15 protein-coding genes and 1 tRNA gene are annotated in these 25983 nt (G+C 41.8%); 6 read left to right on the top strand and 10 right to left on the bottom strand.

The window, feature by feature from the left end; translation table 11 throughout:
- Nucleotides 1–41 precede the first annotated feature (41 nt).
- The 4 genes from ACWATR_RS06900 to ACWATR_RS06885 all read right to left on the bottom strand — a co-directional run bounded on the left by ACWATR_RS06900 (nt 42) and on the right by ACWATR_RS06885 (nt 3641).
- The gene (locus ACWATR_RS06900; RefSeq protein WP_460330770.1) at nt 42–1205 is read right to left on the bottom strand and encodes a GuaB3 family IMP dehydrogenase-related protein; all 1164 of its coding nucleotides are present in this window, start codon (nt 1203–1205) and stop codon (nt 42–44) included.
- Between the two features lie 345 nt (nt 1206–1550).
- Nucleotides 1551–2081 (bottom strand): YdcF family protein, encoded by a 531-nt coding sequence (locus ACWATR_RS06895; RefSeq protein ID WP_460340251.1) that lies wholly within the window; start codon nt 2079–2081, stop codon nt 1551–1553.
- Between the two features lie 355 nt (nt 2082–2436).
- A tRNA-Arg gene (locus tag ACWATR_RS06890) sits at nt 2437–2510 on the bottom strand.
- 33 nt (nt 2511–2543) lie between these two features.
- On the bottom strand, nt 2544–3641 hold the full coding sequence (locus tag ACWATR_RS06885) for a tocopherol cyclase family protein (RefSeq protein WP_460330767.1): 1098 nt from the start codon (nt 3639–3641) through the stop codon (nt 2544–2546).
- A 29-nt stretch (nt 3642–3670) separates the two neighbouring features.
- Between ACWATR_RS06885 and ACWATR_RS06880 the strand changes: the two genes are divergently transcribed.
- Complete coding sequence (locus tag ACWATR_RS06880) at nt 3671–4282, top strand: J domain-containing protein (RefSeq protein WP_460330765.1); 612 nt, start codon at nt 3671–3673, stop codon at nt 4280–4282.
- A 249-nt stretch (nt 4283–4531) separates the two neighbouring features.
- Nucleotides 4532–5272 carry a hypothetical protein gene (locus ACWATR_RS06875; RefSeq protein WP_460330762.1) on the top strand — a complete coding sequence of 247 codons (741 nt, stop codon included), beginning with the start codon at nt 4532–4534 and terminating at the stop codon, nt 5270–5272.
- Between the two features lie 518 nt (nt 5273–5790).
- Here the strand turns inward: ACWATR_RS06875 and ACWATR_RS06870 are convergent.
- Both ACWATR_RS06870 and ACWATR_RS06865 read right to left on the bottom strand, forming a co-directional pair.
- Nucleotides 5791–6624, bottom strand: coding sequence for a metallophosphoesterase (locus tag ACWATR_RS06870; protein WP_181930665.1), 834 nt, complete (start codon nt 6622–6624; stop codon nt 5791–5793).
- 192 nt (nt 6625–6816) lie between these two features.
- On the bottom strand, nt 6817–7647 hold the full coding sequence (locus tag ACWATR_RS06865; RefSeq protein ID WP_460330759.1) for a metallophosphoesterase: 831 nt from the start codon (nt 7645–7647) through the stop codon (nt 6817–6819).
- 332 nt (nt 7648–7979) lie between these two features.
- On the opposite strand from ACWATR_RS06865, the gene ACWATR_RS06860 reads away from it, so the two are divergent.
- The gene (locus ACWATR_RS06860) at nt 7980–9146 is read left to right on the top strand and encodes a nucleotide-binding protein (RefSeq protein ID WP_460330756.1); all 1167 of its coding nucleotides are present in this window, start codon (nt 7980–7982) and stop codon (nt 9144–9146) included.
- Nucleotides 9147–9578: 432 nt separating this feature from the next.
- On the opposite strand, the gene ACWATR_RS06855 is transcribed toward ACWATR_RS06860, so the two are convergent.
- A complete protein-coding gene (locus ACWATR_RS06855) occupies nt 9579–9851 on the bottom strand; it encodes a GlsB/YeaQ/YmgE family stress response membrane protein (RefSeq protein ID WP_069071700.1) in 273 nt (90 codons plus the stop codon).
- Nucleotides 9852–10301: 450 nt separating this feature from the next.
- Nucleotides 10302–15713, bottom strand: a complete 5412-nt coding sequence (locus ACWATR_RS06850; RefSeq protein ID WP_460330753.1) for a trifunctional serine/threonine-protein kinase/ATP-binding protein/sensor histidine kinase — start codon at nt 15711–15713, stop codon at nt 10302–10304.
- A gap of 203 nt (nt 15714–15916) precedes the next feature.
- Between ACWATR_RS06850 and ACWATR_RS06845 the strand changes: the two genes are divergently transcribed.
- Both ACWATR_RS06845 and ACWATR_RS06840 read left to right on the top strand, forming a co-directional pair.
- Nucleotides 15917–18901: a valine--tRNA ligase gene (locus ACWATR_RS06845; RefSeq protein ID WP_460330751.1), complete on the top strand. Its 2985-nt coding sequence runs from the start codon at nt 15917–15919 to the stop codon at nt 18899–18901.
- 165 nt (nt 18902–19066) lie between these two features.
- Nucleotides 19067–19501 carry a hypothetical protein gene (locus ACWATR_RS06840; RefSeq protein ID WP_460330748.1) on the top strand — a complete coding sequence of 145 codons (435 nt, stop codon included), beginning with the start codon at nt 19067–19069 and terminating at the stop codon, nt 19499–19501.
- Nucleotides 19502–19726: 225 nt separating this feature from the next.
- Here ACWATR_RS06840 and ACWATR_RS06835 read toward each other — a convergent pair whose 3' ends face one another.
- Together ACWATR_RS06835 and ACWATR_RS06830 are read right to left on the bottom strand one after the other, a co-directional pair.
- Nucleotides 19727–24466 (bottom strand): beta strand repeat-containing protein, encoded by a 4740-nt coding sequence (locus ACWATR_RS06835; protein WP_460330745.1) that lies wholly within the window; start codon nt 24464–24466, stop codon nt 19727–19729.
- A gap of 71 nt (nt 24467–24537) precedes the next feature.
- The gene (locus ACWATR_RS06830; protein WP_460330742.1) at nt 24538–24819 is read right to left on the bottom strand and encodes a hypothetical protein; all 282 of its coding nucleotides are present in this window, start codon (nt 24817–24819) and stop codon (nt 24538–24540) included.
- A 592-nt stretch (nt 24820–25411) separates the two neighbouring features.
- Between ACWATR_RS06830 and cysC the strand changes: the two genes are divergently transcribed.
- Nucleotides 25412–25966, top strand: a complete 555-nt coding sequence (gene cysC, locus ACWATR_RS06825; RefSeq protein ID WP_460340248.1) for an adenylyl-sulfate kinase — start codon at nt 25412–25414, stop codon at nt 25964–25966.
- The last annotated feature ends 17 nt before the right edge of the window (nt 25967–25983 follow it).

The following is a 25983-nucleotide window of genomic DNA, read 5'->3' as shown; positions in this document are numbered from 1 at the left end:
TCTGATATTCCCTACTCCCTACTCCCTATTGCCTATTTCCTTTATTTCCCCATACCTAATTGTTGAGCTTTTTGGTAAACTTTACCCTCAGTTAATAGGGAAGGCGCAATCACAACTTCCACTTGTTGCATTTCTTTAATATTTTTAGCTCCCAAAGTCCCCATACTCGTCTTTAAGGCCCCTAAAAGATTGTGAGTACCATCATCTAGTCCGGCTGGGCCAATCAGTATTTGCTCTAGGCTACCAGTGGTAGCAACGCGAATCCGGGTGCCACGAGGTAAGACTGGACTGGGAGTCGCCATACCCCAATGATAACCTCGTCCTGGGGCTTCTGCGGCTCTGGCAAAGGGGGAGCCAATCATCACACCATCGGCACCGCAGGCGATGCATTTGCAAATGTCGCCACCGGTGATTAAACCGCCATCAGCAATAATGGGGATATAGTTGCCAGTTTCCTTGTAGTAATCATCTCGTGCTGCTGCACAATCTGCGATCGCAGTCGCTTGTGGCACACCCACACCCAATACGCCACGGGACGTACAAGCGGCACCAGGACCAATTCCCACCAGTACTCCCGCTGCTCCAGCTTTCAACAAATTCAAAGTGACTTCGTAAGTCACGCAATTCCCCAACACTACTGGGATAGGCATGGAACGGCAAAATTCTGCTAAATCAAGTGGTACCAAAGATTCTGGTGACAGATGTGCAGTAGAAACTACCGTAGCCTGCACAAAGAATAAATCTGCCCCAGCTTTTGCCACCGCCTCACCGTATTTACTTGCACCGGCTGGTGTTGCACTTACCGCCGCAATCCCACCTTGTTGTTTAATTTCCTGAATACGTTGTTCAATTAATTCCGGCTTTATTGGTTCGGCATAGAGTTCTTGCATTAGGGCAACAAAATCATCTTTCCCCACAGAGGCAATCCGATCTAATATTGGCTCTGGATCAGCATAGCGAGTTTGAATCCCCTCTAAATTGAGGACGCCTAATGCTCCTAACTGTGACAAACGTACAGCCATACGAACATCTACTACGCCATCCATTGCACTGGCAATTATCGGGATTTCTCGCTCAATATTGCCAATACGCCACTTAGTATCCGCCAAACTGGGGTCTAGTGTTCTGTTACCGGGGGCTAGAGCAATTTCATCTATTCCGTAAGCTCTGCGAGCTGTTTTTCCCCGCCCAAGTTGAATTTCCACGCTTTAAATTTTCTCAAATCTGTTTAAGCTAGGGTATCAAATTGTGGGAGAACTTGGGGCGTTTTTTTCCCCGAACTATACTAGATATACCCGAACAGTCCAAGCTGCTGTGTTGTTTGAAGGTTAGTGTTGCGCTAGTTTTTCAAAAATTATACTTTGATGTGTCTGTTATTACTGAGTTTATGTCAAGATTATTGGCATTAGTTCTCTTAATTTGCCTGTATTGACTTAGGTGAAGATCATGCAAATTCCCATAAATGCTACCAACTTGGAATAGTTTGTCTTGTTTCATATCGATAAAGCTTTTGAATTTGAAAATTTTCATTTCCAAAATCCCAAATTGATTTACCGTTTATTTTTCGCAGCATCCACACCAGTGTAACCAGTTGCTAACCAAATTATGGCTCTAGCTCCATCACGAATAGATTTTTCGATAGATTCAGGGGGGTTTTCTGAAGGAACTGGCACTGGTTTTAAATAAATACCCCGACTACCCAAAATAATTTCGCCGATGACACAAGCCCGGCGCATATGGAAGTCTGAAGTAATCAAGTAAACGCTCTTGATGCCACGAGCTTGCAAATCATCCACCAACGTAGTAAAATTAGTAACTGTATCTACTGCTTCGTAGTCCAAGTGTAAACGTTTGGGATCAATACCAGCTTTGGTAAACACTCGTTGGGTGAATGTAGGTGGACTACCGCCAGTAATCCAAATCGGTATATTTGGATGCTCACTAACAAATTTTGCTGTAAACTTCTCTCTCTCTAAACGTCTCGTTGAACCACCCAACACTATAACTGCTTGCGGCTGTACAAATTGGTTTTGTACTTCTTTGTATCCCCACCACACGACTAGCGGTAGGACAAAAGCCATAAAACGAAAAGATTTACCTGTAAAGAGTAGCTTATTCAAGGCTCAATAACTTAATTTACTCAGTCCAAAATTTTCTCTGTCTAGAAGAAAAAACAATTGATTGTAGAGTAGCAAACTTCCAAAAAATCTGCCCAAATTTACTATATTTGGTCGATTTTTTAGTTGCAGCGCGATTAAGCGTGCTTAAATTTGTGCCTCTAATTGATGGATTATCCTAACCTGTATCGGACGATTCATCAAAGGGTTGTAACCACTTTATCTAGTTTTTATCAATTGCATGGAATAGAGACTAATAGTAGGTGCACCAGCAATGCTGTGCCCCGATGAATTGTTATATGTTAATTGCCTGAATAAACGGGACTGGTGCGACTTGAACGCACGACCTGACGCTTAGGAGGCGTCCGCTCTATCCAACTGAGCTACAACCCCAACTGCGAAGCATTTACAATTATAGCAGTAGTTTTAGTCAGACTGCCAACAATTATCCCAAGAGCCGCCGCCTACTTCTAAACCACAAAGAAGACTTTCTGCTTTGAGGATTATTTTAGATTTTCTTCCATTTAGTTCTCGTAACTCTAAATTTAGCTTTCCTTGCATAGTGTCTCGGCAACAGTATCTTAAACCTTCTACTGTGGGCGCACGTAGAGGTGTACCAGATAGATTGGTGGTTCCTGTCAATTCAATTTCGTAATGAGAGTTACTAGCTTTCATTTGCCATCTACCCCAAGGTTGAATTTTCCACTCTACTTTTGAATTCCAGGGAACGAATTCATAAAACTTGCCTTGATAGTGCAGTCCAATCATCGCTACAGATTCCATCCACCACAGCACGCGCCGCCGCCCACCGCCAGCAGTTAATGCTAAGTCGGGTTCGCCTTCAAAGAAATTACAATTTATCCAAAACCATTTTTGAGGAAAAGCACCACCCCAATTTTTCTCTCCGTAGGCTGGGGCGTTGGTGAATTCGTAGATTTTGCCATTCCAGTCAATCTTTCCACTAGCTAAACCGTGAGCCATCAAAATTTGCCATCCGGGTTCAAAAACCTGCAAGAACGACAGCCAGCCTGCGGTTGATTGCTGAATGCTATTTTGATTTCCCCAACCGTATACTGGTTGGATTTCATACTCCCAACGGCAATAATGATTGGTAGCGCGATCGCAAATTATTCCCTGATTCAAGGTGGCTGTAGCTTGATAGCCTTCTTGTACATGATGCTCAAACTCTGCTGGAAGGAGGTATAGGGGAGAAACTTGCAAATCAGTTTTACCCCAATGACCTAAACCTAGGGCATCCCGACTACCCCAAAATTTGTTGACATCAGGAAAAGTACGGCATAGATACTCATCATCTGGCCCTAGTATTTGGGCTGCACCGCCGCTGTGGGGTTTACCGCCGATGGGGTCTTCAATGGAGTACATAAAGGCGAATGTCTGTCCAATTTCCGGCAACGTGACGCGATAATACCAGCCTTCAAAGAAGCGGCGACTACTTCCATCCCAGTGATAACCAGAATGGGGCGTTTGGGTTGATTGAAGGAGATTTAGGGGAATAGTTAACATATATCTATATAGTTGCCGATTTTTTCAGTATGCGCGATGACCTCGATATCAATCATGCTTATGAAATTCTTGGGCTGGAACCCTATGCATCTCAAGCACAGGTGAAGCGAGCTTACCGTAAACTGGTGAAAATTTGGCATCCCGATCGCTTTGTTGATCAAAAGCAAAAACAGGAAGCTGAGGAAAAAATCAAATCAATCAATGCAGCTTACAATAAGCTCAAATCTGAAAGTCCATCTGAGCCTCCCATTTCTGAAAATCCATCTTCATCTTCGCCTAAAAATCCCACAAAAATATCTGTCAATCGTTGGGATGCAGAAACTTTCTATACTTTAGGAGTAGAGAATGCTACAGAAGGAAGATATGAGGATGCGATCGCAGATTTTACCCACGCAATTCGTCTCAATCCTCACTACGTTGACGCGTATAAATATCGTGGACTAGTTTGCTCACAATTGGGATACGAATATAGAGCCGCTTCAGATTTAAATAAAGCTGCTCAAATAGAACAAGAGTTAAGAAATCCGGGGAGTACACGTAGATCGCGCTCACCTAGATATGTATCAAAACCTAGACCTCTGGTAGAAAGATTTTGTCAGAGGATAAAAAGTTTACTGAGGCTAAATCGGCGTTGGAGATAAGGTTTTACCCATCAGATGACACCTTAATAACATCCATCTTTGGGACACTCTTTCTCTTGATTAAGTATTAACTTCCTACAGATAGAGCCGCTTGCTGATCTCAGAGGTTATCCTGAGAATCATCAGCAGTCGCGTAGCAAATAAAACCCAACATTTATCAGCAACATATATTTTTCAATTGAGTAAAACCTCTTGTTTTTACAAAACTTTAGTTTGTCAACATGATATCGAGGAGTGAAATCAATAGCTATGCCTATTCCCAATGAACGCGAAAGCCAAAACAGTGAATTTAAGCAAGAATCTTACACTGATGCTAATGGTAATACTCACACTGACTTGACGCAAACCACTGAAACCGTAAAGAACAGCACAGCTAATCCCAACTCTTACAGTAACGGTTACGTACAAGGTAGAAATACTGAGCGTAGTAATCAGCAAGCAGATTTAGCCCAACGTGATGAAAACAATGTTAGTGGTGGTTTACTGTTGGGTATTATCCTTACTTCCCTGCTTGGTTTGGTTATAGGTGGAATTTGGTACTTCAACCAGCAGAATAACGCAGCCGTTGACAAGACTGTACCAGTCGTGGTTCCTGTACCGAGTAATAGTAGTGCAACCCCCAGTGCATCTCCTCAACCACAAACGACGATAATCGAAACAATTAGAGAAGTACCTGTTCCTATTCCTGTTCCACAACAGCAGGCTACACCTCCGTCTGCACCTCGCCAACCGGATATTAACATTACTATTCCACCCCAGCAGCCTGCGGCAGAAAAAGCACCTTCTGTAACTCAGCCAACTCCCAATGCGTCACAGAGCCAGCCTACGAGTCCATCTAGTAATACTCCGACTTCGCAGAGCGATACTTCTCCTAAGAATGTCGCTCCAGACACGACAAGTGATACCTCTAAAACTACTCCACCTGCATCTAATAACGGTTCTTCTACCGCAGGTGATGCTACTACAGGCGGAGGCGGTTCTGCTCAATAACGGCTTCTGAACTTTCAGCCCACTTGATAATGTTGGTATTCACGCCAATACGCAACAAGTGGGCAGTTTTTAAGCAATATTTTTGAATTATTGCGATAAATTAATGCTGTTAAAGTTTAGTAAACGTGTCTTGTAGCTAAACAAACACGATGCTAGATTAAGAGCAAGGTACAAAAAGGTTAAAAGTTAAACAAAAACTTTCAAGTTAGAGCCTGTGCCTCCTGCTCTAATGTTCTTGCGATCGCTCTTTATGGTTGTGGCATCCATTGAATGTGTTTTTGCCTTGAGTTCAATGAGTTGTTTTGGAGGTTTTAGAACGCACAGCCAGAAAATGCCTACCTAGTTGGAATGTAAGGATGTGCAATTCTGAGTAGAGCGCTCGCAAATGCTGTCCACCTTAGTTGAGTTAGTTATTTCTGAATTCTCCAATCTTCAAGAAACCGCCCCAAGCTGCTGATACCTATCCATCGTAGCTTCTGGCGGTTTCTGCTTTGAGTTCATTAAAAAATTCAGAATTGTTAATGACTAATTAAGGTAATTACAGTTACTTCTGGCGGACAAAATAAACGTCCTGGTTTATAAGTTCCTAAACCACGGTTGACATATAATTGATTTTCTTCTACCTTGTGAAACCCTTGCGCCCACTCCCAATATCGCACTACTTTTGAGCAGTCTCCCAGGAAAAATGTTACCCAACGCCGCAATTTTTTGGGAATTTGTTTGAGTAGCTTTTTGTAATAGAGTACTAGGGGGCCAATGCCCGGAATTACGATGTGACCACCGTGAGTATGACCAGATAGTTGCAAATCTACGCGCCATTGTTGCAATATCTTGGCTGTATCTGGGTTATGGGATAAAACAATACGGGGTATAACAGAATCTAGTTGATTCATGATTGGTGCGGGGTAAAATTCCCGTGACCAATAATCAGCTAGTCCCACAAGTGGTAATTCTTTTCCTAGTGGATAGGCGATTTCATTCCAAAGCACATGCACCCCAATGCTAGTTAAAGCCTGTGTAACTTCTGCTTTGGAGTGGCTGTAATAGATATCGTGGTTTCCAAGTACGGCGTAAATACCACAGCGACTCTGCAAATGTTTTAATCGAAGCACCAGTTGGTGAATTGGCATGGGGTCGTCAGTTACGTAATCACCAGTTAATAGAATTAAATCTGGTTCAGCTTCGTTAGTAACTGCGATCGCTTCTTCAAGCATATCTTCCGATAGCCGCAAACCATCGTAGTGAAAATCTGACAACTGCACTAGCGTTGTACCTTGTAAAGATGCAGGAAGTTGTGCAATCTTAACCGTTATTTTATCTACTCTTAAATGTCCCGTAAACAACCAATGCATAAGGCAACCGAGACTCCTCATACCAGCGCTTACAGCTTACCAAAAATCAAAATGTAACTTGATAAAATGCAATAATTTATGTCATCTACTGTAGATACAATTAATTCATTGATTTGAATTATGTCTGTCAGGTACTCATCAGCCAGAATACCTGCTGTAATTGCATTCTTTTATATTGAATTTTGAATTAGCTTACTCACCTTGTAGGGTGATTATAGTAACTTCTGGGCGGCAAAATAAGCGTCCTGGGAGGTAAGTTCCCAAACCACGATTGACATATAACTGATTTTTTCCTAGCTGATGAAAACCCTGTGCCCATTCCCAATGGCTGACTACAGAAACATTTACTTCTAAAAATGGGAATCGACGCCGCACTTTTTTGGGTATTTTTTCTACAAGTTTTTCGTAAAACAACGCCACAGGGCCAATTCCGGGAATCACGATTTGACCACCGTGAGTATGACCAGATAATTGTAAATCGACTCGCCATGCTTGTAATATCTCCGCAGTATCGGGGTTGTGGGATAAAACGATGCAGGGTGTGTCGGGGTTTAGCTGGTTCATAACTGGTGCAGGGTGAAATTCCCGTGACCAACTATCCGCAAGTCCAACGAGTGGCAATTCTTTTCCTAGTGGATAGGCAATTTCATTCCAAAGAACGTGAATTCCAATGCTAGTTAATGCCTGTGTAACTTCTGCTTTTGCGTGTTTGTAATGTATATCGTGATTGCCAAGAATAGCATAGATACCACTGCGACTTTGCAGATGTTTGAGTCGAAGTACCAGTTGGTGAATCGGCATCGGCTCGTCAGTTACGTAGTCACCAGTTAATAGAATCAAGTCTGGTTCAGCTTCGTTAGTAACTGCGATCGCTTTTTCTAGCATATCTTCCGACAGCCGCAAACCATCGTAGTGAAAATCTGACAACTGCACCAACTTCTTACCTTGTAACGATGCAGGTAATCCTGCAATGTTAACCGTCAATTCTTCCGTACTCAACGGCCCAGATAACAACCAGTGCATAAGATGTTCAATAAACTTTAATCATAGCGCTTACAGCTTAACTAAACATCGTCGCTTTGTGTGCAGCGACCAGTCCAACTTATTGAAAATTTTATGAAACCTGTAGATTTTAGCGTATTTATACTTATTTGAATCAGACGTAACTTTGCTGTTAATTTATGTCGAGTATACTGTCTTTCCTTCAAAGATAAGCGATATAAATTCAAGCTTTGGATTATGAGCAGAAATAATTGATATTAGGTATATCAATCAACTCTACGGTCAGGGTTTGTTTTTGTAGAGTATACTGTATTACATACTACTGCACTGAGCCAAAACACTTAAAGCTGTTTATGCCATCACCATTAGAACCACAATTCATCGAGGATTTTACCCACTTTGAGCAGCACGTAGCAAAACTGATCCATAAAGCAGATTGGACTGTTGAAACTGCAAAGACCAATCAACCTGGCTATGATCTAGTGGTCAAAAAAGGAAATCTAGTTGGTGTTGTTCAAGTTAAATGGCTAAAAGGTAACGTAACAACGCCGCAGCTTTTAAAGTTTGCTGATTTTTTAGATTCTGACGAAGGCAAAAAATTTAATTTTGGTTGGTTTATAACCACAAAAGGATTTGGCGGCCCAGCATTGGCATTAATGAGAACCTGGGGTAAAGATGCTAGAATTCGTTGTGGGATTGCCCATGAAAATAAGCTTGTTGGGATTGATGGTGATTCTGTCATTGGTGGCAGAGTTAATTCTGAAACTACCGAAGAGATTACACCAAAAAAAGTTTATTTTGGAATTTTTACCTGTAAAGGCGGAGTAGGGAAAACAACTGTAGCAGGACATTTAGCGGGAGCATTAGCGCTGCAAGGATTTAATGTGGCGCTTGTGGATTTAGATCCAGAACAAAATCTGCAAAAATTAGTAGGTGATGGTGTTTTTGTTCCCAATCCTAAAGGGGTAGGTACAACTATTCAAGTGTTTAATGGAAATGATTGGAATGAAGATGCTGCGCGTGACTGTCAAATAGTAATTTGCGATTGCTCACCAGCATTAGAGCGTAATCCAGGAGAGTTAGTTCAGCGATTAGATTATTGTATTATTCCAACAACCTTCAATCCACTGGGAATAAGCAAGCATGGTAAAGTTATTCAATCAACTGTGACAGATATACGTAAAATCAATCAGAAAGCTCATTTATTTGTACTAGTTAACAACTTTAAAGATCCTGGCATTAAGCGTTTAAGACTTTTAAAAGAAGTCTATTCTAATGCTTATAAGGAAATTAGCAAAATAGATAATAAATTTCATTGTATAGATCCGGAAGAAGTTTGTATTCGGACTAGTGACCTACTTTACTACTGGGGTATACATATACTCGAAAATCCAGAAAATCCTGCCAGTAGATTAGCCTTTGATCTGGTTGGTGGAAGATGCTATCCACGTGAAGATTTTATCAACTTAGCAGATTATATTGAAAGAAAAGCTGGCATAGGAATTCTTAGAGCTAATTAACACTCTTAAAATAACATTTATACTTAGCGATCGCTAATCTTCCTACCTGTCGAATTTTTAGCAATATCTGTGCTGAAAATGAAGGCTTTACTGACTTTTAAACACTCTCTAAGCTGCAACATAGCCTATTGGTGGGTATTGAAGACGCGATAAATCGCCGTCTCTACAAGTGTTTTGGTCTTATATAGCAGATGTCCAGATCCCCGACTTCTTCGAGAAGTCGGGGATCTAATTTTTCACGAATGATTTAGGATTGCTATATAAACTGTATTGGACTATTAGCTAGCGCTAATTTTGATTATTTTATTGCGATCAAAAAAAATAACGCCTACCTGTAATTACGGAGACGCTATTTTTTTAATTTAATTCACAGTTAAAAATAGTTAAATGAATTTGCGAAATCTTTCTCATTGATTTACCGCAATTTTACTTTTATACAGCACTGCGGTTGGTTAGTAAATTCCACAAGAAAACTGCGACAATTGCACCAAGAACTGCTACCGCAATGCCTGGAATGCTAAGACTAGGAGCTGCTAGAGCTAAGGTTCCCGTACTGAAGAATACACCTAAACTACCGCCAACAAAAGCACCGATGATTCCTAAGACAATTGTTCCTAGAATTCCACCACCTTGATGACCAGGATATATAGCTTTTGCGATCGCACCAGCAATTAGACCTAAAACAATCCAAGCAAGAATATTCATTGTTGTTAATTTTGGTAAACGTTTTTGACTTACAAATACATATTAACTATCTTCATCCCTGACTTAATCTACCATCAGAATTAATTATTAATATCCATAAGGAATAGTTTAATTACTACTAAGCTTTTGGGATATGACCCAATTGAGATGGATAATCAATTAAAAAAAAGCTCCTAGTAGGTCTTTAACTAGGGGCTTATCAAACTATTGCTTGGTAATTGCAGTATACGCATTTTTAATTAGCTCTCTCCTCTACTAGAAGAATTAAGCTAAGTTTTTAGAGACTGTCTCTAAAGTAATGTAAAGGAGGCAAAATTAGGCGCACACTATTAGAAAAGCTAATGCATCGACCTGTATTGTGAATCAAGCAGCCTTTTACAAATAACTCCTCATTCACCTAAAACAAAACAGGCTTTATCTCTGTATTTTTTGAAATCGCAGTAGTAGCTATTAAGACACTGGAATCTCTATGACAAATTCTGTTCCTTCGCCAAGCACAGAATTGCAACTTAACCGTCCATCATGGGTTTCCTCAACGATTTGACGAGCGATCGCTAATCCTAATCCTGTTCCTTTCCCAACCTCTTTAGTTGTAAATAGGTGGTTAAATATCTGCGCTCTAATCTCCTCTGGCATCCCTTGACCGTTATCTTTGATGCGAATTGTTACCGTGTGCTTGTCATTGGATACTTCGGTGTGAATCAGTATTTGCTGAAGATTGGCTTGCACTTGAGCAAAAGAAAGCCCGCCAATGGATGTATCTAAAGCATCAATGGCATTAGCGAGGATGTTCATAAATACTTGATTTAGCTGTCCTAAAAAGCACTTTACTGATGGTAAATTTCCGTATTTGGTGACGACTTCGATCGCTGGACGTTTTTCGTTAGCTTTAAGGCGATACTTCAAAATCAACAGGGTACTCTCAATCCCTTCATGGAGATTACAAGCAACTTTTTCAGCTGTATCAGCTCTGGAGAAGGTGCGGAGACTGGTACTAATGTCTTTAATCCGTTCTGAAGCCACCTTCATCGAACTTACTAACTTTGGTAAGTCTTCAATCAGAAATTCTAGGTCAATTTTTTCGCCATGCTCAATGACTGCGATCGCTGGAGAAGGATGATATTGTTTAAACAATTGGATATGGGCGAGTAAGTCTTGAGTATACTCTTCGGCATTGTGAAGGCTGCCTTCGAGAAATCCAATGGGATTATTAATTTCATGTGCTACCCCTGCAACTAAATTGCCCAAGGTTGCCATTTTTTCGTTTTGCACCATTTGTAATTGGGTATGCTCAAGTTCTTGCAGCGATCGCTCTAGTTGATAGGCATAATTCTGAGATTCTTGATAAAGACGGGCATTTTCTAGAGAGATGGCGGCTTGTGAACATAGCAGTTGGATGACTTCAGTGCGATCGCTCGTAAATACACCAATTGTCAGCGGATTTTCTAAATATAGCAGCCCGATGATTTTACCCTGGTTTAATATCGGCGTACACAACACACTCTTAGGTTGTTGCTGAATGAAATATGGATCGGCGATAAAATCAGTTTTTGCTGTTGCATCATCCAGCACAACGGTTTTTAAGCTGTGTTTGACAAAGTTTACTAGTGTAATCGGAATACCTTCGCTGGTTGACAATGGTACAGATAGTAGGGTGACACCTTCATTGATGGTGGCTACGGCTTCAACTATTAAATTCTCCTGTTGCAGTACAAGTAGGGCAGCTTTTTGTGCCCCGGCATTTTCCATTATCACTTGCAAGAAGATAGTGAGTAATTGCTCTAATTTAATTTCACTGGAGAGAACTTGTGAGGCTTTAAAGATGGTGGCCAAATCTAGGGCTTCCGAAATACTGCTACTAGAAAGATTTGTGTGGATGGTTTGATGTGGGAATGATGATGTATCGATGGTTGATCTCAGTTGCAAGGGATTAAGCTGCTCTTGTAAGATGGGAACCAGGAGTTGGGGATAGCGTTTTTCTAAGTCTTCGGTTTTGGCTTTAGCACCCCAACGGGCATAGCAGTAATAAGCTTCTTGCATATAAGTTTGGGCGATTTTTTCTTTGCCCCAGTCGAGGTATAACTTGGCAGCCAACTCATTGCTCAAGCCTTCTTCTTGGATATATCCGTTTTCTTTAGCTAGAGTTATGGCGCGATCGTACAGTTCCATTGCTTTGTTTTTTTGCTGCAAAATCCGATGCCGTTCTGCTTCAACTAAGTAAAATTTGTGTTGATGATTCATTGGGGCATGATGCGCCCATTTTTTCAGCTTTTTCTGATGGGAAGTTACTTTTTTAAGAATCTGTTTTTGCTGGGCAGTTGTTGCTGTTGGATAGAGAATTAATTGGGTTAGTGCCTCATAAAAATAAACTATTGGTACAATTGCCGCCGATGTTACCCCATCTAAATAGGTTATTGCATGAATTGCGGCTTCAGATGCTCCGGTATAATTTTCAAACAGGTAGCAAAGTATGAGTTCATTGGCATAGCTAAAACTCAATCCAGTGCGATCGCCAGCTTGCTGTTGTAAAGGGCGAACAGTTTGTGCATCATAAACATCACCTGATAAGTAACTAGGATTAGTAGACTGTCCCAACAAATTCAAGATGGCTTGACGAAATGAATTAATATATGTCTGAGGTTTTTCTTGTTTAAAATGGCTGTAGACTTCAGCATAGTCACCCATCTGTTTTTCTAACTCAGCCAATTCCTGCCCCATCAAGTATCCATGAAAACTACAGCTATAGCTAGCCCAAGCTGCATATTCAATATCTCCTGTTTCTAACCCTACTTGATAGGCTTCAGTTAACGGTGCGATTGTGTCTTTTAGGGGTTGATGCCAGTGATTAATAAATGTTTGAACAATGAAAAAAGTTCTCGCTTTTAATTCCTTGCTATGGAATTTTTCGAGAACTTGTAATGCTAATTGACCAAATTCATACCCTACCTCAATATTTCCCAGAATGCCACACTCAATCAATCCATACCAGGCATAGCCAAATGCAGATGCAGCAGCATTGCCGTACTGCATCGATAAATTCACTTCGCTCAAAATTATTTGTGGCAATAAATCTGGACGAGCAATATAAGCCGTTGAATTCGTACTAGCCAAAATTCGGATTGCTGCCAATTGTTTGCCCCCCGTCATGTCAGGTAAATCAATTAAGCTTAAAGGGGATTTACCTAAAAACCGTAATTTGGTTTGAGCTAAACTGAATAAATTTTGTGTTTGATTCGCTTGATGAGATAGTTTGACACCTAAAAGATTTAACAGTGCGATCGCAGTCTGAATCGAATCATCAAAACGACTCTGAGCTAAATAAGATTGGATTTGAATCTCAATCGATTTAATCCGATCTAGTAAAGTTTTAGCATGGTGTTGTACTTGCTTAACAAACTCTTCTACCTGGTCAAACTGACCCATGAGATAGGCTGCTGAAGCAGCTTCTTCATATAAGGCTAATGTGAGTGAATACTGTTGTTGCCAGCTATCTATTTTCAATAGCTGAATACCACAATTAATATATTCTATCGTATTAGTATAAGCCGTGGATAGTTTGGCTTTTTGACCAGCTAGTAAATTTAACTGTGCTAATTTATCTCTGTCAGATTGTCTAGTGATTAGTTTTACACCAATATTCAACTGATTAACAATCTCAAAAATTCTCTCTTCCTGCTTTTTAATTGGTATTTTGCTTAATAGCAGTTGACCAATTTGAAGATGGATGGATTGTTTTTTATCCTCTGGAATTAATGCATAAGCTGCTTGTTGAACGCGATCATGTAAAAATTTATAGTTTACAGTTAGCGAACTTTGTACTAAATCCTGTGTTTCTCGCCCGACATAAAATTTGTAAACTTCACTTTGTGGCAGAATTAATCCCTCTTGTAATGCTTTCCAGAGGGATGTTGCTGTTTCAGTCTCGGAATTTTCAGAAACAATTGCCAATGTTGCTAAGTCAAATTGATTACCAATACAAGCCGCTAATTTCAAAATATTCTGTGTTGATGCTGGCAATTTTCGCAACTGTAATACCATAAAATCAACCACATCGTCTGTCAGAGCTAACGCCTTTAAATGGGCAATATCACATTGCCAACTTCCAGTCTCTAAATCAAATTTAATTAGCTGGTCTTCATGTAAAGCTTTGAAAAACTGGGTACTAAAAAATGGATTACCCTTGGTTTTTTGATATACCAGTTGTGTTAATGTTTGTGTGTTTTGTAGTGAACATTTTAGAGTATCAGCAACCAATTGATTTAAACTTGCTTCACTCAGTGGAGCTAATGTAATTTTGTTAATAGTCGCATTAGCTTTGGCAATCTCATCTAATGTCAACATCAATGGATGAGCAGCAGACACTTCATTATCTCGATAAGCTCCAATTAATAACAAATATCCTTCTTTGGACTCATTAATTAATAACTGAATCAACTTCATTGATGCTGAATCTGCCCACTGCATATCATCTAAGAAAATGACTAGGGGATGTTCTTTGGTAGTGAATACTTTAATAAATCTTTGTAATAATAAATTAAACCGATTCTGTGCTGCACTTGGTGAAAGTTGTGTTGCAGGTGCTTGTTGACCAAGAATTTGTTCTAGTTCTGGAATTACCTCAAGAATGACTTGCCCATTTTCACCCACTGCTTGTAAAATTTTATTTTTCCAAGTTGACAAATGGGCATCACTTTCACTCAGCAATTGCCCCATTAAGTCTCGAAACGCCTGCACAAAAGCAAAGAAGGGAATATTACGATTAAATTGGTCAAATTTGCCTTTGATGAAGTAGCCCCTCTGCCGGACAATGGGTTTGTGAACCTCGTTAACAATTGCTGTTTTACCAATACCAGAAAAACCAGCCACCAGCATTAGTTCTGTCTGATTGTTGGTAACGCGGTCAAATGCTTTTAGTAGAGTTTCAACTTCATGCTCACGACCATAGAGTTTTTCTGGGATAATAAAGCGATCGCACACATCTCGTTGAGCAATTGGGAAACTTGCAATTTTCCCTGTTTCTTTTAGCTCATGTAAACAGTTTTCTAAATCATATTTCAGCCCGAATGCACTCTGATAGCGGTCTTCAGCATTTTTAGCCATCAGTTTCATCACAATGTCACAGAGAACTTGGGGAATCTCTTGCCTATTCCCTGTCTCCTGTCTCCTGTCCCCTAAAAGGGGTGGAAGTTTTGCAATATGACAATGTACCAATTCCATCGGGTCTTGCGATTGAAATGGTAATTCCCCTGCTAGTAGCTCGTAAAAAGTTACACCCAAAGAATAAAAATCAGTACGGTAGTCAATTCCCCGATTCATTCGCCCAGTTTGCTCTGGAGACACATAGCCAAGTGTCCCTTCTAGCACATTAGGACTCATGAGGATTTGAGTTTCCCGTGGCAGCAGAGATGCAATACTAAAGTCAATTAACTTAACTTCTTTAGTTTCTGGATTAATTAAAACATTGGCGGGTTTAATATCTTTGTGAATGATCCGATGACGAATTAGAATATCTAATGCATTACACAGAGCGATCGCAATTTGTAAAAATTCCATCAGAGATTCTACCCTTCCCCCCACTCCCCATTCCTTCAAGGAGATTCCCCCAAAGTCTTCCATCACTAGCGCATAGCCATTCTGATAGGGTTCCAAACTATAGGTTTGGATGATTCCAGGTAGATTCAAATTTTTAGCAATAGTGAACTGGTTGCGAAACTGTACCAATTCACTGAAAGTGGGATAAGCAGTTTTCATCAGCTTGATTACCACAGATTTTTGGTCAGTTTCTCGATTAGCACGATAAACTAAGGTTCGAGAACCGTTGTAGAGTTCTTTGCTAACGTGATATCCGGGAATGCTGACCATAGGGCTTAATCTTTGAGACCTCAGTATTTAGGTTTCCCAAAAACATGGCAATACTTACAGATGGCGTCTTCTCTGCGAGACATTTCGCCAACGTGCAGCCTTTTGCAGAGAAGACGATACCCTTGATATCTACGTTTCCATCAAACCCTCTCCAACCCTGTGGCAAAATTTATTAGAGTCCTTCCATAGTTAGTTTGCCCCGCATGACCGCAACCATTCCCAATCTTCCCAGTCTCTACGACCCTTTTTCCACTGAAGCCAAGTGGCAAAAATTCTGGGAAGACAACCAAGTTTACAAAGCTGACCCCAACAAAGGCGGCGAACCTTACTGCATCGTCATTCCACCGCCGAATGTCACCGGCAGTTTGCACATGGGTCACGCTTTTGAAAGTGCGTTGATTGATACTCTTGTGCGCTACCACCGGATGCAGGGACGCAATACCCTGTGGCTACCCGGAACTGACCACGCCAGCATTGCTGTTCATACTATGCTGGAAAGGCAACTCAAGACAGAGGGTAAGACTCGCTACGAGTTGGGGCGTGAGAAGTTCCTAGAACGCGCTTGGCAATGGAAAGCGGAGTCTGAGGGAACGATTCTAAATCAGCTACGACGCTTGGGTGTCTCGGTGGACTGGTCACGGGAAAGGTTTACCCTGGATGAGGGTTTATCTAAAGCTGTTGTCGAGGCGTTTACTCGTCTTTACGACGAAGGCTTAATTTATCGTGGTGAATATTTAGTTAACTGGTGTCCAGCTTCTCAGTCGGCTGTGTCTGATGTAGAAGTAGAAAATCAAGAGGTTAATGGCAATCTCTGGCACTTCCGCTATCCTCTCACCGATGGTTCCGGTTTTGTAGAGGTGGCGACAACTAGACCAGAAACTATGCTAGGTGATACGGCAGTAGCAGTTAATCCCAATGACGATCGCTACAAACATCTCATTGGCAAAACTTTAACTCTGCCAATTCTACACCGAGAAATTCCCATCATTGGCGATGAATTCGTTGATCCTACTTTCGGCACAGGCTGCGTGAAAGTGACTCCCGCCCATGACCCGAACGATTTTGACATGGGTAAGCGTCACAATCTGCCCTTTATCAACATTATGAATAAAGACGGCACTCTCAACGCCAATGCCGGGGAGTTTCAAGGACAAGACCGCTTTGTTGCTAGAAAAAATGTGGTTTCTCACTTAGAGGCAGATGGTTTTCTGGTGAAGATAGAAGATTATAAGCATACCGTTCCCTACAGCGATCGCGGTAAAGTACCCATTGAACCCCTCCTCTCAACTCAATGGTTTGTCAAAATTCGCCCCCTAGCTGACAACACTCTCGAATTCCTCGACCAGCAAACTTCTCCAGGGTTTGTCCCCCAACGCTGGACAAAAGTCTATCGTGATTGGCTAGTAAAACTCAAAGATTGGTGTATCTCTCGCCAATTATGGTGGGGACACCAAATTCCTGCTTGGTACGCTGTAAGTGAAACGGATGGGCAAATTACCGATAACACGCCGTTTGTGGTGGCAAAATCGGAAACTGAAGCTTGGGAGAAAGCAAAATCACAATTTGGTGAAAATGTCAAGTTAGAACAAGATCCAGATGTGCTAGATACTTGGTTTTCTTCTGGACTTTGGCCATTTTCGACTTTGGGCTGGCCGGAACAAACTCAAGATTTAGCAACTTACTACCCGACTACAACTTTGGTAACAGGCTTTGACATCATCTTTTTCTGGGTAGCTAGAATGACAATGATGGCTGGGCATTTTACTGAGCAAATGCCTTTCCAAACCGTTTACATCCACGGCTTGGTGCTGGATGAAAAAGGTCAGAAGATGTCAAAGACCAAAGGTAATGGTATTGACCCATTGTTATTGATTGACAAATATGGTACTGATGCCTTGCGGTATACCCTAATTAGGGAAGTGGCCGGCGCTGGACAAGATATCCGGCTGGAGTACGATCGCAAAAAGGATGAATCAGCATCGGTGGAAGCGTCCCGCAACTTTGCAAACAAGTTGTGGAATGCAGCCCGATTTGTGATGATGAATTTGGATGGACAGACACCGCAACAATTAGGGAACCCAGTCGCTACCGAATTGAGCGATCGTTGGATTATCTCGCGGTATCATCAAGTTATCAAACAAACCACCAATTACATTGATAATTACGGTTTAGGGGAAGCAGCTAAGGGACTCTACGAATTTATTTGGGGTGATTTCTGCGACCAGTATATTGAGCTAGTGAAATCCAGACTGCAAACAGGTGCAGATCCCGCGTCACGACTGGTAGCACAGCAAACTCTCGCCTACGTACTGGAAGGAATTTTGAAACTGCTTCATCCCTTCATGCCGCATATTACCGAGGAAATTTGGCAAACTCTCACCCAACAACCAGCAGATTCACCGCAAACTTTACCATTACAACTCTATCCCCAAGTGGATGCACACTTGATTGATTCAGCTTTAGAAGAACAGTTTGAATTGCTGATTGCTACTATCCGTACAATTAGGAATTTGCGTGCTGAAGCGGATATTAAACCAGGGGTCAAAGTAACAGCGAATTTGCAAACTGAAAGCAAAAAAGAGCGGGAAATCCTCACTGCGGGACAGTCTTATATTAAAGATTTGGCTAAGGTTGAAACTTTAAGCATTACTGACAAACAAGAAAACCAAACTGTTGCTGCGAAAAAACCTCAAAGGGGTTTGAAGATAATTGGTTTAATTATTGTGGCCATTGTCTTTGGTAGATTGGGTTTAGCTGTTGGGTATGCAATTGATGACATTCCCATTGTCGGAACTTTCTTTGAACTAGTTGGTTTTGGCTACACAGCTTGGTTTATTAGCCAAAATCTACTAACTGCTCAAGCAAGACTTAGGTTATGGAGACGCTTTTTCCCGCAGAGAAAATTAGAACAACCACAAGAATCAGAAAATGCGATCGCAGGTGTAATTGGTACAATACAAGTGCTAATTCCTCTCAGCGGTGTAGTAGATATTGAAGTTGTGCGTGCCAAGCTAGAAAAAAGCTTGAGTAAAGCTGAAGCAGAAGTTCAATCCCTGAGTACCAGATTAAACAATCCTAGTTTCGTAGATAGAGCTAGAGCCGACGTAGTACAGGGAGCGCGGGAAGCTTTAGCAGAAGCACAGAAACAAGCAGAAATTTTGCGCGAGCGTTTGAAGGGGTTGTCGTAGCGATCGCCAACGTGGCTTAGGATAACTGTAATGGGTAATGGGAGTGTAAATAATTCCCAATTACCCATTACCAATTAACAAAATATGAATTCTGGCATTTATTTTTTTATTAAATTTTTTTTGAATTTTGAATTTTGAATTTTGAATTGGAGCGAAGCGACCCTCATGCTATATCTAGCCCAGGTGCGTAAAAACGATTTTTTAGACCAGCACCAGTTACGCTTATTGGCGCGTCAAGAAGCTGATAACTTGTGGGCGATAATTCCCGAAGAGGCTTTCATTCTGTTGGGAAAGGGAAAGATCATGAGTGAGAACTTGCTTGTTTTAGTGGAACTTTCCTCTACAGGCGATATTGAAAGAATAGAAGACGCCACCAACTGGGTACTCCATCTGGTACAAAGCTACCTCACCATCGGCATTACCCCAGAATTTTTGCAGCACGAAGCCGAGCGAGCAGAACATTGGCGACAATCTCTGACGTTGCAAAACCAAGATTTAGCAAGGCGTTCATTGGAATTGGAAGCCAGACGTGAACAAATTCAAGCCTTAGAAGAAAGCCTCAAACGCGAGAAAAATGGTTATACCCAAGAGGAAAGTTAAAAGTTTCAGTTGTGTTACCTATAAAGCAATACAGCTCAGAATGAGCAAAAAAACACTTGTAGAGACGGCGATTTATCGCGTCTCAAAAACCCAAAATTAATTGTTGCCAGTAGCCCTTAACCCAAGCGTATTAGCCTATAAAGCCACAGTACCCACAAGCGTGTAGAGACGCGAAATTTCGCGTCTCTACATTAGGTTGATTCTAGGTTAATTGTCTGAGCAAAGTTAGGCAATCACAGTAATATTTGCATTAGTAAGCATTGCCTGATTCGAGAACTGAGCTATTTGGACTTGTGCTGTACCACCAACCCCATCTTTATCAAAGAATAGGTTCCCCGTAGTTTGATTGTAGATAAAGCGATCGCTTGCGGTTGTAGCAATAGTACCAAGTCGGAACAAGCCAGAATCAAGTACAGTATTCTGAGATTGGCTCAGTCCGAATTCTGCCTTGGAAATGAATATTGTATCATCTCCAACAGTAAAATCAGTAATAGTATCATAGCCACCAGTGCGGGTATCAGTCAGATATAAGCTATCTCGCCCAGTTCCACCAGTTAGCGTATCTCTACCAATTCCACCGGTGAGTTCATCGTCACCTGCACCTCCATCCAAGATATCATTGCCTGAGTTACCAAAGAGGCGATCGCTACCATCTCCTCCGCTCAAGTTGTTAGCGCCAGTATTTCCTATGAGGATGTTATTAAAGCTGTTACCAGTACCGTTGATTGCCGAGGTTCCAGTCAGGGTCAAATTCTCCAAATGATCTCCCAACACCCAACTCACCGAAGAATTGACTAAATCTGTGCCTGCATTTAAGCCTTCGACAATAATATCGCTGAGGTTGTCAACAGTGTAGATGTCATTGCCTGCTCCACCAACAAGACTGTCAATCCCTGCACCCCCATCTAAGATGTCATCACCTGCACCGCTCAACAAAGTGTCATTGCCTGAGCCACCAAAGAAGCTATCATTGCCACCTTCTCCGCTTAAGATGTTAGCGCCACCATTTCCCGTAAGAATATTATCAAGGCTGTTACCAGTACCATTGATTACCTTACTACCAGTCAGGGTTAAATGCTCCAGATTATCTCCCAACACCCAACTCACACCAGACTTGACTAAATCTATACCTGCATTTGAGTCTTCGACAACAATATCGCTGAGGCTGTCTACAGTGTAAATGTCATCACCATCTCCACCAACAAGCCTGTCAATCCCCGCACCTCCATCCAAGGTGTCATTGCCGGAACCACCCAACAAGGTGTCATTACCTGTACCACCAATCAGGCTGTCGTTACCATCTCCTCCACTCAAGTTGTTAGCACCAGTATTTCCTATGATGATGTTATTAAGAATGTTACCAGTACCGTTGATTGCCGAGCTTCCAGTCAGTGTCAAGTTCTCTAGGTTATCTACTAAGACCCAACTCACCGAAGACTTAACTAAATCTGTGCCTGCATTTAAGCCTTCAACAATAACATCGTTTAGGTTGTCTACAGTGTAAATGTCATTGCCTGCTCCACCATCAAGACTGTCAATCCCTGCACCTCCATCCAAGGTGTCATTACCTGCACCGCCCAACAAGGTATCATTGCCTGAGCTACCAAAGAGGCTGTCGTTACCATCTCCTCCGCTCAAGTTGTTAGCGCCAGTATTTCCTATGAGGATGTTATTAAGGTTGTTACCAGTACCATTGATTGCAGAGCTTCCAGTCAGGGTCAACTTTTCCAGGTTATTTCCCAACACCCAACTCACTGAAGAATTGACTAAATCTGTGCCTGCATTTAAGCCTTCAACAATAACATCGCTGAGGTTGTCAACAGTGTAAATGTCGTTGCCTGCGCCACCATCAAGAGTGTCAGATCCCAAACCTCCATTCAAGGTGTCATTGCCTGCACCGCCCAACAAGGTGTCATTACCTGAATCACCAAAAAGACTGTCGTTACCATCTCCTCCGCTCAAGGTGTTAGCGGCACTATTTCCAATCAAAATATTCTTAAGGCTGTTACCAGTACCATTGATTGCGTTGGTTCCAGTCAGGGTCAAGTTCTCCAGGTTATTTCCCAACACCCAACTCACTGAAGATTTAACTAAATCTGTGCCTGCACTGGCGGCTTCAATAATAGTGTCGCCGATGCTATCCACAATATAAGTATCATTGCCTTTACCACCAATGAGACTGTCATCTCCTGTACCACCATCTAAGAAATCATTTCCATCGCCGCCATCAAGAGTGTCGTTATCACCTAGTCCGTTGAGGGTGTCGTTGCCCTGCAACCCTGAGATGATATCCATGATCCCTGTACCAGTCAGGTTATCTGCACCTGAAGTGCCATTAATGGGAGGCGTGACTTCATTAATGGTCAAGTTGACGGTAGCAGTGCTACTGCCTCCTTGCCCATCACTTATGGTGTAAGTGAAGCTGTCGAAGCCATAATAGTTTTCGACGGACGTATAAGTGTAAGTACCGTTGTTGTTGTTAACTAAGCCTCCGTGGCTAGGTTGAGTGAAGCTAATAATGTTCAATACATCAATGACATCTGCATCCATATCATTGCTCAACAAAGTAGTAGCGCTAATGATAATGGGTGTATTTTTGTTTGTGGTGATGCTGTCGTTAACAGCGACGGGAGCATCATTCACCGCTGTAATATTAATATTGCGGGTAACTGCGGTGCTATTAGCAGTCCCATCATTCACTAGAAAGCTGACGGTACGAGGTGTAGTAGCGGGGTTATCACTGCTGTTGATATAAGTAATAGAACGTAGTGCAGTTTGATAATTAGCAACAGTAGCACTGCCAGTTAAAGTTAAAACGCCTGTGCTACTGTCGTAGTTGCCTATAATCCCATTTTGGTTGGTGAAGGCAAGGGTGTCTTGAGTAGAGACAAAACCACTGGTAATACTGACAGTGGCACTGGAAAGGTTGGGGGAGTCTGCATCGCTGACAGTGATGCCTGAGTCGATGGCTGTAGTGGCGTTCTCAGTATATGCCAGGGCAGAGTTGGTAGCAGTAGCAACGGGCGCACTATTCACTGCCGTAATATTAATATTGCGGGTAACAGTGGTGCTATTAGCAGTCCCATCATTAACTAAAAAGCTGATGGTACGAGGTGTAGTATTGGGGTTATCACTGCTGTTGTTATAAGTAATAGAACGCAGTGCGGTTTGATAATTGGCAACAGTGGCACTGCCAGTTAAGGTTAAAACGCCTGTGCTGCTGTTGTAGTTGCCTGTAATTCCATTTTGGTTGGTAAAGGCAAGGGTGTCTTGAGCAAGGACAAAACCGTTGGTAATACTAACGGTAGCACTGGACAGGTTAGCAGAGTCTAAATCGCTGAGGGTGATGCCTGAGTCAATGACTATAGTGGCGTTCTCGGTGTATGCCAGGGCCGAGTTGGTGGCAGTAGCAATGGGTACATCATTCACCGCCGTAATATTAATATTACGGGTAACGGTGGTACTATTAGAAGTCCCATCATTAACTATAAAGCTGATAGTACGAGGTGTAGTATTAGGGTTATCACTGGTGTTGGTATAAGTAATAGAACGTAGTGCAGTTTGATAATTAGCAACAGTGGAACTGCCAGTTAAGGTTAAAACCCCTGTGCTGCTGTTGTAGCTGCCCGTAATTCCATTTTGGTTGGTAAAGGCGAGGGTGTCTTGAGCAGAAATAAAGCTACTAGTAATGCTGACAGTAGCACTAGCCAGGTTGTCTGAGTCTACATCGCTGATGGTGATGGCTGAGTCGATGGCTAGAGTGGCGTTCTCGCTGTATGCAAGGGCGGAGACAGAACCAGAGGTGATTGTCGGGGGAACCCCAGCGTTGATGTTTAGTTGGGCATATATTCCATCTCCAGAACTGTCCTGACCACTGCTAGTCCAGGAAATGACAAAATCTCCCCCTGCATTCATCGCTAATGTCGAGTTCTGTTGATTGTTAGCGATGTAAGTATTGACCTTAAATTCGCCCCCAATAGCTACCCCGGCACTACTGTAACGTTGGGCATATATTCCATCTCCAGAACTGTCTTGACCACTGCTAGTCCAGGAAATCACAAAGTTCCCCACTTCATCCATCGCTATTGTGGGGTTAGATTGATTGCCAGGGATATAAGTGTTGACCCTAAATTCACTACCTTGAGCTACCCCAGAACTGTTGTAGCGTTGAGCATATATCCCATAGCCAGACCCGTCCTGAGCATTGCTAATCCAGGAAATAACAAAGTCCCCATCTTCATCCATCGCTATTGTGGGGTTATATTGAGAGTCATTGATGGTGGTATTGACCCTAAATTCACTACCTTGAGCTACCCCAGAACTGTTGTAGCGTTGGGCATATATCCCATAGCCAGATCCATCCTGATAATAGCTTTGCCAGGAAATAACAAAGTCCCCATCTGCATCCATCGCTATTGTGGAGTTATTTTGAAAGCCAGTGATGGTGGTATTGACCCTAAATTCACTACCTTGAGCCGCCCCGGTACTGTTGTAACGTTGGGCATATATTCCAAAGCCAGACCCATCCTGACCATAACTTTGCCAGGAAATCACAAAGTCCCCATCTGCATCCATCGCTATTGTGGGGTTAGATTGACTGTCGGTGATGGTGTCATTGACTCTAAATTCACTACCTTGAGCCACCCCAGAACTGTTGTAACGTTGGGCATATATTCCAAAGCCATCCCCATCCTGATCATTGCTAGTCCAGGAAATCACAAAGTCCCCATCTGCATCCATTGCTATTGTGGGGTTAGATTGATTGCCGATAATGGTGGTATTGACCTGAAATTCTTCCCCAATAGCCACCCCAGCACTGTTGTAACGTTGGGCATATATCCCATTACTAGACCCGTCTTGACCATCACTAGTCCAGGAAATCACAAAATCCCCATCTGCATCTATCGCTACTGTGGAGTTAGATTGATTGCCGGTGATGGTGGTATTGACTTGGAATTCAGCCATGAAAAACCTCTGAAAAAAACTAAAATTTTGATTTCAACAATTACGCTGTGATTAGACAGATTCCTTAGTCATTAGGAATCACCGCACTCGATCGCAACCAGTAGTTCAACTCTGGTGCAGTAAATGCTTGGCGGATTTCTTTTCGTTCCTAATTCAAAACCATCGCTAACCCATTCAGGTGGCACCAATCTTCTGATACTAATTGGGAAATAAATTTGGGATGCCAGCGTGGTACAAAGCTGACGTCTAGAATCAAGGCAGAAAAAGTGGGTGTTGACAATCCATAGTCCTTCTCTGCCAAATTCTAGGTCGTGAATGTTGAGGTCGCCTGTGAAGTATGCCATCCGTGGCAAACTAACCCTGTAAAATTAATGAGATAGACCACTAAGTGTGCCATCATTGTCAAAAAACAAACTTTTACCAGGAAAGCAATCCAAAGGAATCGCCCCCTGATGAAAGTTCGCACAGCTATAAAACTGCACTGTATTTAACTTTGTAAACATTTTGAACTTAGTTTTTTATAATGTCCTAATGCTAAGTCTTATTTAATAGACTACTGTCATAATAAAGACTATTTCTTTAAAATAAACCTGTATATATACTGAACATAGAACTTGGTCAAAACTTCAAGAATTTGAAGCCTAGGTTAGCAGTTTTTGTTTTTTATAGCCATAAAGCCCGTTGTTAGGCTTGAGCAAGTGCGTAGGCATAGCTCATCGTAGACATCGCTAGTCGCTGTATTAAATATTGAAGCGATATACGTGTAAGTGCGATTCCTTTGCTCGAAATTAGTAGAAGTAAAAGTAGCAAGACTGATACTAGTCGCCAAGCGACGCGTGAAATTCCTGCTAAAAAAGGATTATGAAAATAAAATTATTATTTGACCTGATATTATCCAAAAAAGCTTTTTTGGGTGTGCCATTTGAAGTCTACAACGGAGGTAGGATGAGACAAAAAGAATATGGTATGACAATATGGTTCACTGGTTTAAGTGGTGCAGGTAAAACTACTATCTGTCAATTCGTAGAGAAGGAATTGCGGATACAGGGATATAGAGTTGAAGTTCTGGATGGCGATGCGGTACGTCAAAACTTATGCAAAGGGTTGGGTTTCAATAAAGAGGATCGAGAAGAGAATATTCGGCGCATTGGCTTTGTAGCTAGCCTTCTTGCCAGAAATAATGTAATTGTATTGGTTTCAGCTATCTCTCCCTACCGCAAAATTCGGGAAGAAGTGCGCCAAAGTATCCCATCTTTCATTGAAGTGTACGTCAATGCATCATTAGAAGTTTGTGAACAGCGAGATGTGAAAGGGTTATATAAAAAAGCTAGATCCGGGGAAATTAAGCACTTCACTGGTATTGATGATCCTTATGAAATACCACTCAGTCCTGAAGTCGAATGCAAAACTAATCAAGAAAGCATTGCTGAAAGTGCAACTAAGGTTTTAGAAAAGCTGGAAGAGTTGGGTTATACAGCTGCTAAAGCGAATAAGTTATGAGTTAAAAAAGTTTTTAA

The organism is Nostoc sp. UIC 10890 (assembly GCF_054786515.1).
Note: the sequence above shows the minus strand (reverse complement) of the source record. Positions and strands in the feature narration are given on the sequence as shown.

Excerpts from the sequence above, each read along its gene's own strand:
- ACWATR_RS06895 (WP_460340251.1), bottom strand. The coding sequence starts at position 2,081 with ATGGCTTTTGTCCTACCGCTAGTCGTGTGGTGGGGATACAAAGAAGTA.
- ACWATR_RS06845 (WP_460330751.1), top strand. The coding sequence starts at position 15,917 with ATGACCGCAACCATTCCCAATCTTCCCAGTCTCTACGACCCTTTTTCC.
- ACWATR_RS06885 (WP_460330767.1), bottom strand. The coding sequence starts at position 3,641 with ATGTTAACTATTCCCCTAAATCTCCTTCAATCAACCCAAACGCCCCAT.
- ACWATR_RS06840 (WP_460330748.1), top strand. The coding sequence starts at position 19,067 with ATGCTATATCTAGCCCAGGTGCGTAAAAACGATTTTTTAGACCAGCAC.
- ACWATR_RS06865 (WP_460330759.1), bottom strand. The coding sequence starts at position 7,647 with ATGCACTGGTTGTTATCTGGGCCGTTGAGTACGGAAGAATTGACGGTT.
- ACWATR_RS06855 (WP_069071700.1), bottom strand. The coding sequence starts at position 9,851 with ATGAATATTCTTGCTTGGATTGTTTTAGGTCTAATTGCTGGTGCGATC.
- ACWATR_RS06860 (WP_460330756.1), top strand. The coding sequence starts at position 7,980 with ATGCCATCACCATTAGAACCACAATTCATCGAGGATTTTACCCACTTT.
- cysC (WP_460340248.1), top strand. The coding sequence starts at position 25,412 with ATGAGACAAAAAGAATATGGTATGACAATATGGTTCACTGGTTTAAGT.
- ACWATR_RS06850 (WP_460330753.1), bottom strand. The coding sequence starts at position 15,713 with ATGGTCAGCATTCCCGGATATCACGTTAGCAAAGAACTCTACAACGGT.
- ACWATR_RS06870 (WP_181930665.1), bottom strand. The coding sequence starts at position 6,624 with ATGCATTGGTTGTTTACGGGACATTTAAGAGTAGATAAAATAACGGTT.
- ACWATR_RS06880 (WP_460330765.1), top strand. The coding sequence starts at position 3,671 with ATGCGCGATGACCTCGATATCAATCATGCTTATGAAATTCTTGGGCTG.
- ACWATR_RS06835 (WP_460330745.1), bottom strand. The coding sequence starts at position 24,466 with ATGGCTGAATTCCAAGTCAATACCACCATCACCGGCAATCAATCTAAC.
- ACWATR_RS06875 (WP_460330762.1), top strand. The coding sequence starts at position 4,532 with ATGCCTATTCCCAATGAACGCGAAAGCCAAAACAGTGAATTTAAGCAA.